12 protein-coding genes are annotated in these 11,507 nt (G+C 73.3%); 5 read left to right on the top strand and 7 right to left on the bottom strand.

Annotated elements, in window-relative coordinates:
* Positions 1-118: 118 nt before the first annotated feature.
* Positions 119-1,417: an MFS transporter gene (locus ABD671_RS19590; protein WP_344735158.1), complete on the bottom strand. Its 1,299-nt coding sequence runs from the start codon at positions 1,415-1,417 to the stop codon at positions 119-121.
* Between the two features lie 133 nt (positions 1,418-1,550).
* Positions 1,551-2,147 carry a TetR/AcrR family transcriptional regulator gene (locus ABD671_RS19585; protein ID WP_344735156.1) on the bottom strand — a complete coding sequence of 199 codons (597 nt, stop codon included), beginning with the start codon at positions 2,145-2,147 and terminating at the stop codon, positions 1,551-1,553.
* Positions 2,148-2,244: 97 nt separating this feature from the next.
* Here ABD671_RS19585 and ABD671_RS19580 point away from each other — a divergent pair, with 97 nt between their 5' ends.
* The 3 genes from ABD671_RS19580 to ABD671_RS19570 are packed head-to-tail and all read left to right on the top strand — an operon-like array spanning position 2,245 to position 4,777.
* A complete protein-coding gene (locus ABD671_RS19580) occupies positions 2,245-2,985 on the top strand; it encodes a type 1 glutamine amidotransferase domain-containing protein (RefSeq protein ID WP_344735154.1) in 741 nt (246 codons plus the stop codon).
* On the top strand, positions 2,982-3,632 hold the full coding sequence (locus tag ABD671_RS19575) for an NADPH-dependent F420 reductase (protein WP_344735153.1): 651 nt from the start codon (positions 2,982-2,984) through the stop codon (positions 3,630-3,632). Before ABD671_RS19580 ends, ABD671_RS19575 begins: the two co-directional genes overlap by 4 nt.
* Positions 3,629-4,777 carry a low temperature requirement protein A gene (locus ABD671_RS19570; RefSeq protein ID WP_344735152.1) on the top strand — a complete coding sequence of 383 codons (1,149 nt, stop codon included), beginning with the start codon at positions 3,629-3,631 and terminating at the stop codon, positions 4,775-4,777. The genes ABD671_RS19575 and ABD671_RS19570 overlap by 4 nt, the downstream gene beginning before the upstream one ends.
* Here ABD671_RS19570 and ABD671_RS19565 read toward each other — a convergent pair.
* From ABD671_RS19565 to ABD671_RS19550, 4 genes are all read right to left on the bottom strand, one after another.
* Positions 4,764-6,161, bottom strand: coding sequence for a cytochrome P450 (locus ABD671_RS19565; RefSeq protein WP_344735151.1), 1,398 nt, complete (start codon positions 6,159-6,161; stop codon positions 4,764-4,766). The two genes, ABD671_RS19570 and ABD671_RS19565, sit on opposite strands and share 14 nt — an antisense overlap.
* Before the next feature lie 163 nt (positions 6,162-6,324).
* Positions 6,325-7,230 (bottom strand): alpha/beta hydrolase, encoded by a 906-nt coding sequence (locus ABD671_RS19560; protein ID WP_344735150.1) that lies wholly within the window; start codon positions 7,228-7,230, stop codon positions 6,325-6,327.
* The gene (locus ABD671_RS19555; RefSeq protein ID WP_344735149.1) at positions 7,227-7,847 is read right to left on the bottom strand and encodes a TetR/AcrR family transcriptional regulator; all 621 of its coding nucleotides are present in this window, start codon (positions 7,845-7,847) and stop codon (positions 7,227-7,229) included. Before ABD671_RS19555 ends, ABD671_RS19560 begins: the two co-directional genes overlap by 4 nt.
* Positions 7,844-9,232 (bottom strand): flavin-containing monooxygenase, encoded by a 1,389-nt coding sequence (locus ABD671_RS19550; protein ID WP_344735147.1) that lies wholly within the window; start codon positions 9,230-9,232, stop codon positions 7,844-7,846. Before ABD671_RS19550 ends, ABD671_RS19555 begins: the two co-directional genes overlap by 4 nt.
* A gap of 94 nt (positions 9,233-9,326) precedes the next feature.
* Between ABD671_RS19550 and ABD671_RS19545 the strand changes: the two genes are divergently transcribed.
* Together ABD671_RS19545 and ABD671_RS19540 are read left to right on the top strand one after the other, a co-directional pair.
* Positions 9,327-10,076 carry an SDR family NAD(P)-dependent oxidoreductase gene (locus tag ABD671_RS19545; protein ID WP_344735146.1) on the top strand — a complete coding sequence of 250 codons (750 nt, stop codon included), beginning with the start codon at positions 9,327-9,329 and terminating at the stop codon, positions 10,074-10,076.
* 43 nt (positions 10,077-10,119) lie between these two features.
* Entirely contained in the window at positions 10,120-10,728 is a 609-nt protein-coding gene (locus ABD671_RS19540) for an ACT domain-containing protein (protein ID WP_344735145.1), read from the top strand.
* 109 nt (positions 10,729-10,837) lie between these two features.
* On the opposite strand, the gene ABD671_RS22340 is transcribed toward ABD671_RS19540, so the two are convergent.
* On the bottom strand, positions 10,838-11,467 hold the full coding sequence (locus tag ABD671_RS22340; RefSeq protein ID WP_425574942.1) for a PP2C family protein-serine/threonine phosphatase: 630 nt from the start codon (positions 11,465-11,467) through the stop codon (positions 10,838-10,840).
* Between the last annotated feature and the right edge of the window lie 40 nt (positions 11,468-11,507).

The following is an 11,507-nucleotide window of genomic DNA, read 5'->3' as shown; positions in this document are numbered from 1 at the left end:
GTCTCGTACGAGAACACCTTCGGCACGATCAACGCCCCCATTCGGGTCAGCGTTGCTTCGACCGATGGACTCCGCCCCCCTGAGAAGCGACGGTTTCCCCTGAGAAGTCCGGCGCGGCTCAGGCCTCGCGGGCAGCCCCGGCTTCCGCCGCCTCGCGGCCGGCGACGGCGTGCGGGTCGGTGCGGGCGTCGTAGCGCCAGAAGTCGCGCAGGGCGGCAGCCGTGGCCGCGACCCCGACCACGCAGGCGAGTCCGCCGCTGGTCACCGCGCCGCGCACCGACCACAGGTCGGCGGTGAGCCCCGCGCGCACCTGGCCGCCGATGGGGCCGACGGAGTAGGAGAGCATCTCGATGCCGGCCAGGCGTCCGCGCATGGCCTCGGGGATCGTCTGGTTCCACACCGTCGAGCGGAAGATCCCCGAGATCATGTCGGCGGCGCAACTGGCCGCCAGGCACAGCGCGACCAGCCAGATCGAGGGCATCACGCCGGCCAGGGCGACGAACGCGCCGTAGCCCATCGCGGCCAGCACGATCGCCCGGCCGTGGTGGTGCACCCGCGCCGTCCACCCCGACAGGGCGCTGGCGATGAGCGCGCCGGCGGTCTCGGCGGAGTACAGCAGACCGAGGAGCGCGGGCTGGGCGAAGACCTCCTCGGCCAGTGCCGGAAAGAGGACGACGGGCGCGGCCAAGAGCATGGCGGCGATGTCGACGAGGTAGGTGCCGAGCAGGTCGCGCCGGCTGACGGCGTACCGGACGCCGTCGAGGATGCCGCTGATGCTCGGCGGCGTGGTCTCGCCGCGATGCGGGTGGGAGCCCATCGCGCGGTAGAGCAGCGAGGCGCCGGCGAGCCCGACGACGTCGATGGCGAAGCACCAGCCGACGCCGACGGTGGTGGCCAGCAGACCGCCCGTGGCTGGGCCGACGAGCGCGCCGATGTGCATGCCGAGACTGGTCAGCGCGGACGCCGCCGGGATCTGGTCGTGGCTGACCACCCGCGGCAGCAGGGCCTCGCGGGAGGGACGCTGCAGCGCCGAGGCGGAGACCAGCAGGGCCGCGATGACGAAGATCGCCGCCACGCTGGGCTCGTCGCGGAACGCGTTGATCGCCAGGGCTGCGGTGAACACGGCCTGCGCGACGCCGGTGCCGATGAGGAGCCGCCGTCGGTCGACATGGTCGGCGAGGGCCCCGCCCCACAGGCCGAAGACGATGAGCGGCACGAGCTCGACGACGCCGACCAGGCCCACTGCCAGGTTGGAGCCGGTGAGCGCGTAGACCTGGAAGGGGATCGCGACGTAGGTGATCGTGCCGCCGAAGTAGAAGACCGTGCCCGCCCAGAACAGCAGCCGGAAGTCGCGGGAGGTGCGCAGCGGGGTGGTGTCGACGCGTACCGATGCCCACCGTTCGCGCAGCTTCCCCACGGGGGTCGATGCTCCCCCGGGCCGGAGGGCTGGGGCAAACCGATATCCGCGCCACGGAACTCTCACTGGGACGGCGAAGCTTCGCCGTCCCAGTGCAAGGTTCTTCGGTCGACCGAAGAACCTTGCAGCGCGCCTACCGCGGCGGCGTCCCCCCGCAGGCGCGCCAGACGAGGCGAGCGGTGCGCAGCGCCCAGTCGTCGGGCGGGGGCACCTCGGCCAGCGCGAGGGCGTACCAGGAGCCGGTGAGCAGGGAGCCGGCGAGGGCGAGGTCGGCGTCGGCGGCGAAGCGACCCTCGGACGCCGCCTGCTCGATCAGGGCGCGCAGGCGGGCGCGCCGCGGGCCCACGACGAGCTCGCGGTAGCGGGCGCGCACGGGCTCCTCGATGCCGTCGCCGAGCATGAGTCCGGCGAGCGGGAGGGCGGCGGCGTCGCTGATGCAGTGCCGGAAGTGGTCGAGTTCGGTGACGAGGTCGTCGAAGGCGTCGCCGGTGACCTCAGGTGGGTCGACGGCGGCGAGATGGGCCACGGCGTCGACGACGAGGGCGGCCTTGTCGGGCCACCGGCGGTAGAGCGCGGGTCGGGTGGTGCCGGCGTCGTCGGCGATCGCCCGGAGCGACAGCCCGGCGTAGCCGTCGCGGCCGAGCGCCCGCAGGGTCGCCTCCAGCACCGCCCGGTCGATCGCGGCGTCGCGCGGTCGGCCGGTCGCGCGGGCGGCGGCCGTCGAGGTCATGGCGGGAGTTTACGTTCCCATCCGGTATTGAAACCAGTCGCGCCGTCCTCTATTTTCGTTACAAGTCCGATCCGTAACGTTATGAGGAGCGCTCCCCATGCCTGCCACCGTCGACGTCCACGGCCGCCCCCGCCGCGTCCTGATGCTCGCCTCCAACCCCGCCGTCTCGCCGGTCACCGGCTGGCCGATCGGCTTCTGGTGGGCCGAGCTCACCCACCCCTACTGGGAGTTCACCGAGGCCGGCTACGAGGTCACCATCGCCAGCCCGGACGGCGGTGCGCTCCAGGCCGACTCCTGGTCCGACCCGCGTGATGAGTCCGGCTACTCCGCCCACGATCTGCTCAGCCTCGGCTTCGTGAGCAGCGAGCCGCACCGCTCCCTCGTCGAGGCGACGCCCGCGCTCGCCGACCTCGACCTCGACGCCTACGACGCGCTCTTCCTCGTCGGCGGCCAGGCCCCGATGATCACCTTCCGCTCCGACGACCGCGTCAAGCAGCTCGTCGCCCGCTTCCTCGAGAGCGGCCGGATCGCGGCCGTCGTCTGCCACGCCACCTGCGTGCTCCTCGACGCCACGCTCTCCTCCGGCGAGCTCGTCGTCGCCGGCCGCACCTGGACCGGGTTCGCCAACAGCGAGGAGGACACCGCCGACGCGTTCGTCGGCCAGCGCATCCAGCCCTTCCGCATCGAGGACGAGGCCCGGGCGCTCAGCGGCACCAACTTCGTCGTCCAGGGCGCCTTCCGTGCCCACGCGGTGCGCGACGGCGACCTGATCACCGGTCAGCAGCAGTACTCCGGTGCAGCGGCCGCGCGCCTGGTCATCGAGGCGCTCGGCCGATGAGCGCGCTGCCCGAGACCGACCTGCCCGAGACCGACCGGTTGGTGGTCGTCGGGGCCGGCTCTGTCGGCTCCGCACTCGCCGCCAACGCAGCCGCCCACGGGATCGCGGTCACCCTCTGGGTGCGCGACCCCGCACGGGTGACGGCACCGGACGGCGTCGAGGTGCTCGCGCTCGCCGACCTCGCCCCCGCAGTGACCACCGCTGTGCTCGCTGTGCCGTTCGATGCGGTGGCCGACGTCGTCCCGGCGCTGCCGCTGGCACCGGGGTCGGTGCTGGTCGACGCCACCAACCCCTTCGGCCGTCCGCTGCCCGAGGGTGCCGCCAGCGGTGCGGCCCACGTGCTCGCCCACGCCCCTGCCGGCGTCGCCGTCGTCAAGGCGTTCAACGTGCTGGGCGCCGAGCACATGGGCGCCCCGCGCCTGCCCGACGGCGCCGCGCCCGTGCTCCCGGTGGCCGGCGACGACGCCGGGGCCCGGGGCCTGGTCGCCTCCCTGGCGGCCCGCCTGGAGTTCGACGCCGTCGAGGTGGGCGGCCTGGCCGCTGCCGGCACGCTCGAGGAGGCCGCCCGCTATTGGGGCCTGCTCGCCTTCGCGGGCGGTCGCGGTCGCGGCGTCGTCCTCACCGCCCGGCAGCGGGAGCTGGCATGAGGCCGCTGCGCATGCGGGCGCCCGAGGGCGAACGCGCGGCCACGCCGCTCGAGCTGCTCTTCGACCTGTGCTTCGTGGTGGCGGTGGCGATCCTCGCCGCCGACCTGCACCACGGCATCGTCGACCACCACGGCTGGGAGGCGACCCGCGCCTACGCGCTGCTGTTCGTCCCGGTGTGGTGGGCGTGGATGAGCTTCACCTGGTTCGCCACCGCCTTCGACAACGACGACGTCGTCCACCGGCTCCTGACGATGGCCCAGATGGTCGGCATCGTGGCGCTGGCCGCCACCACCCACGACGCCGCGAAGGGCGACCTCGGCGCCTTCGGTCTCGCCGTCGCGGCCCTGCGCGTGCCGCTCATCGCGCAGTGGGTGCGCGCGGCGCGCGCCGATCGTGCGCACGCGGGCTTCGCAGGCACCTACGCGGCCGGCCTGGCGCTCGGCGCCGTCGTCTGGGTCGCCGGGTCGCGGCTCGAGCCGCCGCTCGCCCTCGCCCCGCTAGCCCTCGCCGTCCTCGTCGACCTGGCCACGCCGGTGCTCGCCGTGCGACGTGCCCCCGGCCCGGTGTTCCATCCCGGCCACATCGCCGAGCGCTACGGCCTGTTCGCGCTCATCGTGATCGGCGAGAGCATCCTGGCGATCGCGGTCGGCCTCGAGCAGGCGGTCGAGAACCCCGAGCACCGTGCCGAGGTGCTGGCGCTCGTGGCCTCCGGTGGCGCCATCGCCTTCGCGCTGTGGTGGATCTACTTCGAGGTGCTGGGCCGCGACGGTCTGACCCGGCGCCGCAGCGCGGCCTTCGTGTGGGGCTACGGCCACCTGCTGCTCTACGCCGCGATCGCCGCCGTCGGGGCGGGGGTGCAGGCGCAGCTCGAGATCGTCGCCGAGGGCGAGGACGCCGCCGTGCTGGCCATCGCGCTGCCGACCGCGCTCGCGCTGCTCGCCGTCGCCGGCCTCCAGGTCTCGGCCAACGGGGTCGGCCGCGGTGTCGCGCCCCTGCTGGTGGCGAGCCTCGCCTCGCTGCCCGCGGCGCTGGCGGGCGACGTCGTCCTGGCCGGGGTCGTGGCGGCGGTGGCCGCGGTGGTCGCCGCAGCTGTGGCGACCACCGCGACCGTGGGCGAGGGGGCGGGCGAGCTCAGCGCCGCGTGATGCGGATGCCCGCGCCCTCGCGCGGCACGCTGGTGATGTTGCGGACCTTCGGGACGTCGTCGCCGGTGCTGGCCACGCTGTAGCGGCTGAGCACCTCGCGCAGCACGACCGCGCCCTCCATCTGGGCGAAGCCCGCGCCGATGCAGCGGCGCACCCCGCCGCCGAACGGGATCCAGGTGTTCGCGGCGGGGTTCTGCCCCACGAAGCGGTCGGGGTCGAACCGCTCGGCGCGGTCGTGGTTCGAGGTCTTCGCGTGGGCCAGGATGATCGAGGGCCCGACCGTGGCGCCTGTCGGCAGGTGCCAGCCGCCGACGGTCGTGGGCTTCATGAGCGTGCGCACCACCATCGGGATGACCGGGTGCAGGCGCATCGACTCCTTCAGCACCGCCTCGAGGTAGGCCAGGCCGTCGGCGTCCCCCGCGTCGGCGGCCGCCTGCGCCCGGCGCAGCTGCTCGGCGTCGCGGCCGAGCTCGTAGAGCGCCCAGGCCAACGCCGTGGCCGTGGTCTCGTGGCCGGCGAGCAGCAGGGTGACCAGCTGGTCGCGCAGCTCGGTGTCGTCGAGCGCCCCCTCGCCCTCGTCGCCGACCATCATGAGCCGGGAGAGGACGTCGCCGCGCTCGGCGAGGTCGGAGACCTGCCGGCGCTCGCGGATCTCGGCGTACATGAGGCGATCGAGCTCGACCTGGTTGTCGACCGTGCGCTTCCACGGCCCGAAGCGCTGCAGGCGCGGCTCGCCCCAGCCCAGCAGCACCAGCGGGCTGATGTCGACGGTGGCGTTCACGCGCGGGCGCAGGGCTGCGAGCCGCTCCTCGTCGGTGACGCCGAAGACGACCTGGAGGATCACCTCCAGGGTCAGCCGGTTCATGCGGTCGAGGGAGCGGAAGGACTCGCCGTCGGTCCAGGTGTCGACCTCGGCCCGCGCGACGTCGGCGACCAGGTCGGCGTACTCGCGCAGCGCCGCGCCGTTGAAGGCCGGCATGAGCAGCTTGCGGGCGCGCTTGTGCTGCCCGGAGTCCTGGAGCAACAGGGAGTGCTCGCCCATGATCGGGCCGAGGATGCCGTTGGCCTTGCCGGCGTAGAAGACCTCCGGGTCGCCGGCGAAGATCTCGCGGGCGTCCTCGGGGCGGGTCAGCATCACCAGCGGCCGGCCGCCCGGCAGCAGCCGGATCGTGAAGGCGTCGCCGTAGGTGTTCTGCAGGTAGTGGTGGAAGCGGTGCCGGAAGCGCAGCAGCGCCAGCGTCTGCACCCAGGCGGGCCAGCGCGGCCCCGGCGGGAGGCCCTCGGTGCTCACCGGCCCGAGGCCGTCGGGCTGGGTGACGCTCATCGTGCGGAACCGCTCGGCGGTCAGGGCGGCGGTGTCCTCGCTGGGGGTGACGGCGGTCATGACCGTCACTGTACGCGCGCGTACTGATGGGGTCATCCGACTGTGGGTGGAGAAAAGTTTCGGCGGGTACCTGTCGAAACTTTCGGTTCGCGGCCGAAGCTTCGGCCGCGAACCGAAAGATTCAGCGGGTACCCGCCAAAACTTTCGGACCCTTTCGGACCCCTCAGGCGGACGCCGCCCCCAGCACCCGCCGCAGGAACGCGACCTGGTGCTCCACGACCCGCGCGAAGAGCGGCGAGCCGGGCCAGACGTCGAAGTGGTCGCCGGGGTAGTGGCGCACCTCGGCCCGGGCCTTGCCGGCCGCCTTGAGGGCGGCGTAGGGCGGGGCGGAGCGGTCGAAGTCGGCGATCTGCACGAGCATCGGTGCGCGCACGCGACCGGCGTCCTTGATCGGGCGGTGGTTGCCGAGCTCGAGACCCACGGCGGCGTCGACCTCGTTGCGCCAGGTGGGTCCGGCGATTGCCAGGTAGGCCTCCTTGACGCCGGGCAGGGTCAGGGCGCCGAGCTCGCCCGGCTCGGCGACGATCGGCATCATCACCGGTCCGCCGACCCTCGAGCGCACGCCGAGCGCGGTCGAGCGCAGCAGCGTCGCGGGGGAGTGCTGGCGTGCGGCCAGCGCCCCGGCCGCCCAGCCGTCGACCAGCGGCGTCAGGGCGACGACGGCCGCGATGTCGTCGCGATCGGCCGCCAGGGAGAACACGTGCCCGCCCGAGAGCGAGACGCCCCACAGCGCGACGCGGGTCGGATCGACGCCGGGCAGGTCGCGCGCCGCGGAGATCGCCGCGCGGTAGTCGGCCAGCTGGCCGGCCATCGTGACGGTCTGGCGCGGGCTGCCGCCGGAGGCGCCGAAGCCGCGGTAGTCGAAGGTGAGGACGTCGAGCCCGGCGGCGCTGAGGCCGTGGGCGAAAGGTGCGAGGCCGGAGTCCTGGGTGCCGCCGAAGCCGTGGGCCATCACCACGACCGGGCGGCCGGCGGCGGTGGCGAGGTCGTCGGTGTGCGCGGGGTGGTGGCGTCCGGCGATCTCGGCGCCGAAGACCAGGGTGCGGGGCTCGTGCTCGGTGACGGTCATCGGTCCTCCTCGGGCGCGGCGGCGCCGTAGATCGTGCTCAACCAGACGTGGACGACGCCGGCCACCAGCTCGTCGCGACTCAGCGGTCCGCCCAGCGCGAGCCGTTCGAGCATGCGGTCGTTCAGCTCGAGCAGCACCCCGGCCAGGGTCGCGGACGACGGTCCGGCCGGCGCGCGACCGGCCGACCGCTCGGTGTCGATGAGGTCGGCGATGACGGGCACGAACGACTCGCGGTCGGCGTCCCACAGCTGACGGACGGCGGGGCTCTCGGCCCGCGCCTCGAGCATCGCGCGGTAGAGGTGCTCGTGGCGGTCGAAGGAGTCGAAGAGCGAGCGCACCATGCCCTCGATGCGCTCGGCCGGCGTCCCCTCGCCGCTGAGCAGGTCGGCGGCCGCGAACGACTCGTCGTACATCTCCTCCATGAGCGCGGCCACCGCGACGGCCTTGTTCTCGAAGTAGAAGTAGAAGGCCGAGCGGGTGACGCCCGCCCGCCGGGAGATGTCGGCGATCGAGATCGACTCCAGGCTGGAGTCGTGCAGCAGCTCGTCGAGCGAGCCGAGCAGCGCGGCGCGGCGCTGGTCGCCCTTGGAGTGCGTGCCGGTGGCGGACGGCGTCATGCGCCCACCGCCGCCCGCGCGGGAGCCGGAGCTGCAGCCGGGGCAGGACGGCGTCGCGCCGCCCGCTCGACCCCGGCCGGGATCTCCTTGGCCCGCAGGTCGTGCTCGTAGATGAAGTAGTCGAGCTGCTGGGTGTGCCGCGGCCGGTCGAGCACGTGGCCGAGGAACTTCTCGTGGTCGGCGTCGATGGTCGCCTCCATCTCGGCCACGCTCGGGAGCGCGTAGCGACCCACGGCGTAGGCGCCGAGCAGGCGGGTCTGGGACTCCACGAACGGGAAGAGGGTCGGGGTGGCCTGGGCGAACCCGATGAACACGACGTCGTCCAGCCCCGGCTTGAACATGCGCTTGAAGAGCCGGATGTGGTTGCCCGGGGCGCTGATGAAGTCCTCGTCGAAGAACGGGAAGGTGATGTTGTAGCCGGTGGCGTAGACGATGATGTCGAAGTCGCTGCTGGTGCCGTCCTCGAAGTGCACGGTCTCGCCGTCGAGCAGGGTGACGTTGGGCTTGGGGGTGATGTCGCCCGAGCCGAGCCGCAGCGGCAGCTCCACCGATTGGGTCGGGTGGGCCTCGAAGAACTTGTGGTTGGGCTTGGGCAGGCCGTACAGCTCGGGGTTCGAGCCGGTCATGAACTGCATCTTCTGCACCATCCAGCGCTGCCACTTCAGCGGCAGGTAGGGCGTGGTGACGAAGTACTTGTCGGCGGGCAGGCCGTAGGCGTACTTCGGCACGATCCAGGCGCTCGAGCGGGTCGAGAGCGTCACCTGGTTCTGCAGCGAGCGGCTGGAGAGCTCGACGGCGATGTCGGCCGCGGAGTTGCCCAGGCCGACCACGAGGATGCGCTTGCCCTTGAAGTCGAGCGGGTCGGTGGGGTCGATGTAGTGGTGGGAGTGGATGGTCTCGCCGGTGAACTCGCCGGGGAAGTCGGCGTAGCGCGGGTCCCAGTGGTGGCCGTTGGCCACGACCAGGAGGTCGACCTCGCGCTGCTCGCCGGACTGGAGGGTGAGCTCCCACCCGCCGTCCTCGCGGTGCCGGGCGTGCTGGACGCCGTTCTCGAACTCGATGTGGCGCTTGAGGTCGAAGGCCGCGGCGTAGGACTCCAGGTAGTCCTTGATCTGGGTGTGGTGCGGGAAGTCGGGGTACTCCTCGGGCATCGGGAAGTCCTTGAAGGACAGCCGGTGCTTGGAGGTGTCGATGTGCAGCGAGCGGTAGGCGCTGCTGTGTCCGTTGGGGTTGCCGAAGGCCCAGTTGCCGCCGATGCGGTCGGAGGTCTCGTAGCAGGTGTACGGGACGCCGTAGTCGCCGAGCATCTTGCCGGCCGTCAGGCCGCTGATGCCCGCGCCGATGATCGCGGTGGTGGGCAGGCCGGTGGGATCGGTCGTGCGCATGACTCTCCTCTTGCCGCACGGACGTGACGCAGGGCACAGTAGGCCGCGGAATTGACACGCGTCAACCATGGCGCCGGAGGTCGAGGGGCGAGGCATGTCGGTCGTGGCGGGAGTGGGCTCGGGTCGGACGGCGGTGGTGATCGGCGGGGCGTCGGGCATTGGCGCCGCGTGCGTCGATCGGCTGCGCACCGACGGCTGGCGGGTGGTGGTCGGCGACCTCGTGGCCGCGGACGGCGTCCTGCCCGTCGACGTCACCGACGAGGCCGCGGTGGCGGCCTTCCTCGACGCCGCCGTCCCCGAGGGCGGCCTCGGACTCGCGGTGGTGACCGCCGGCGTCAGCACCCTGGCGCGGGTCGTCGACCATCCGGTGGAGGAGTGGCGCCGCGTCGTCGACGTCTGCCTCACCGGCAGCTTCATCGCCCTGCAGGCCGCCGCGCGTCGCATGGACGCCGGCGGGTCCGTCGTCCTGCTCTCCTCGCTCAACGCGTCTGCGCCGGGCACCGGCCTCGCGGCGTACTGCGCGGCCAAGGCCGGACTCGACATGCTCGTGCAGGTGGCCGCCCTCGAACTCGGCCCGCGCGGGGTGCGGGTGAACGCGGTGGCGCCCGGCCTGGTGCCCACGCCGCTGACCGCGCCGGCCCTCGACATCGACGGCATCGAGGACGACTACCTGGCGGGCATGCCCCTCGGCCGGGCCGGGACGCCGGCCGAGATCGCCGCGGCCGTCGCCTACCTCGCCGACGCGGGGTGGGTCACCGGCGAGACCCTGCGCCTCGACGGCGGCGCCCATCTGCGCGCCTACCCCGACCTCGTCGCCCGGGTGGAGGCCGCGTTCGGGATGTGAGGGCCGACATGTGCCCGTTACGCGTTCGCACTAGGGTCGGGCCGTGCCCTTCCTGCTCCGCGTCGAACTGCCCGACGTCCCCGGTTCGCTGGGACGTCTGGCGTCGGCCATCGGTGTGGCCGGGGGCGACATCGAGGCGATCGAGATCGTCGAGAAGCGCCCCGACGGCACCGCGGTCGACGACGTCCTGCTCGAGGTGCCCGGCGGCACCATGCCCGACTCGATCGTCTCGGCCTGTAACGCCCTCGACGGCGTCCGCGTCGTGTGGATCAGCCGGTACGCCGCCGGAGGCAACCTCTTCCTCGACCTCGAGGCCGTCGAGGAGCTGACGGCCAACCCCGAGGAGGCGCTTGACCGGCTCGTCGAGCTGCTGCCGGTGACCTTCCGCGCCGACTGGGCCGCGCGCGTGCACCGCGCCCAGGGCATCGTCTACGCCACCGGCGCCGCCCCCGAGGAACTCGACTTCGTCGAGATCGAGGGCCGCGCCGAGCGGCTCGAGGCCGAGGGCGACGTCACCATCTACGCCGCCGCCCGCATCAGCGGCAACGAGATCGTCGTCATCGGACGCCGCGGCGGACCCGACTTCCTCGACTCCGAGCTCGCCCGGGTCGGCCACCTCGCGGGGTTGGCCGCGACGATCGCGCGGCCGTAGGGGTCGGAAAGTTTCGGCGGGTACCCGCGCAAGTTTCTTCGGTCGACCGAAGAAACTTTCGCTGGTGTGACGCTGTGCAGGCGGATCGGCCGCTCCGACCTGCAGAACGTCACACCACGTCGGCGACGATCACCGCCCAGTCGTCCGGTGCGCCGGCGGCGAGCACCGCAGCCTCGACCGCGACGGCCACCGACTCGGGCGGCTCCTGCGCCGTGACGAGGGTGGCGAGCACCGCCGCGGGCAGGACGCCGTGGACGCCGTCGGTCGTCAGCACGAGGCGATCGCCCGGGGCGATCGTGCGCACCGTCAGGTCGCCGGCCGCGGGCGATCCCGGAGCGAGCGCCCGGGTCAACAGCGTGCGGTCGACGTGCTCGTCGACCTCCTCGGGCGTGATCGCGCCGGCGTCGAGCAGGCCCTGCACGTAGGTGTGATCGCGGGTCAGGGCCTCGACCGCGCCCGACCGCACGAGCCACACGCGCGAGTCGCCGATGTGGGCGGTGGCGGCGCGGTCGCCGTCGAGCACGACGGCGCTGAGTGTGCAGCCGGTGCCCTCGCCCGTCTCGGCCATCGCCGCGGCGGCCGCCTCGAGCGCGGCATCGGCACGCGGTAGGACCCCGCCGTCCCCGTCGCGGGCCGCGGCGAGGAACGAGCTGAGCGCCGACTCGACGGCCGTTCGGTCGCCTGCGGCGCCGAAGCCGTCGGCGATCGCCAGGACGCCGTCGTCGACCGCCAGCGCCACGGCGTCGAGGTCGGCGCCGCGGGGGCCGGCCCCGCCGCGG

It is taken from the genome of Nocardioides fonticola, from assembly GCF_039536805.1.
GTDB classification, from domain to species: Bacteria; Actinomycetota; Actinomycetes; order Propionibacteriales; family Nocardioidaceae; genus Nocardioides; species Nocardioides fonticola.
The sequence above is the reverse complement of the archived record's forward strand: the minus strand, read 5'-3'. Positions and strand labels throughout refer to the sequence as shown.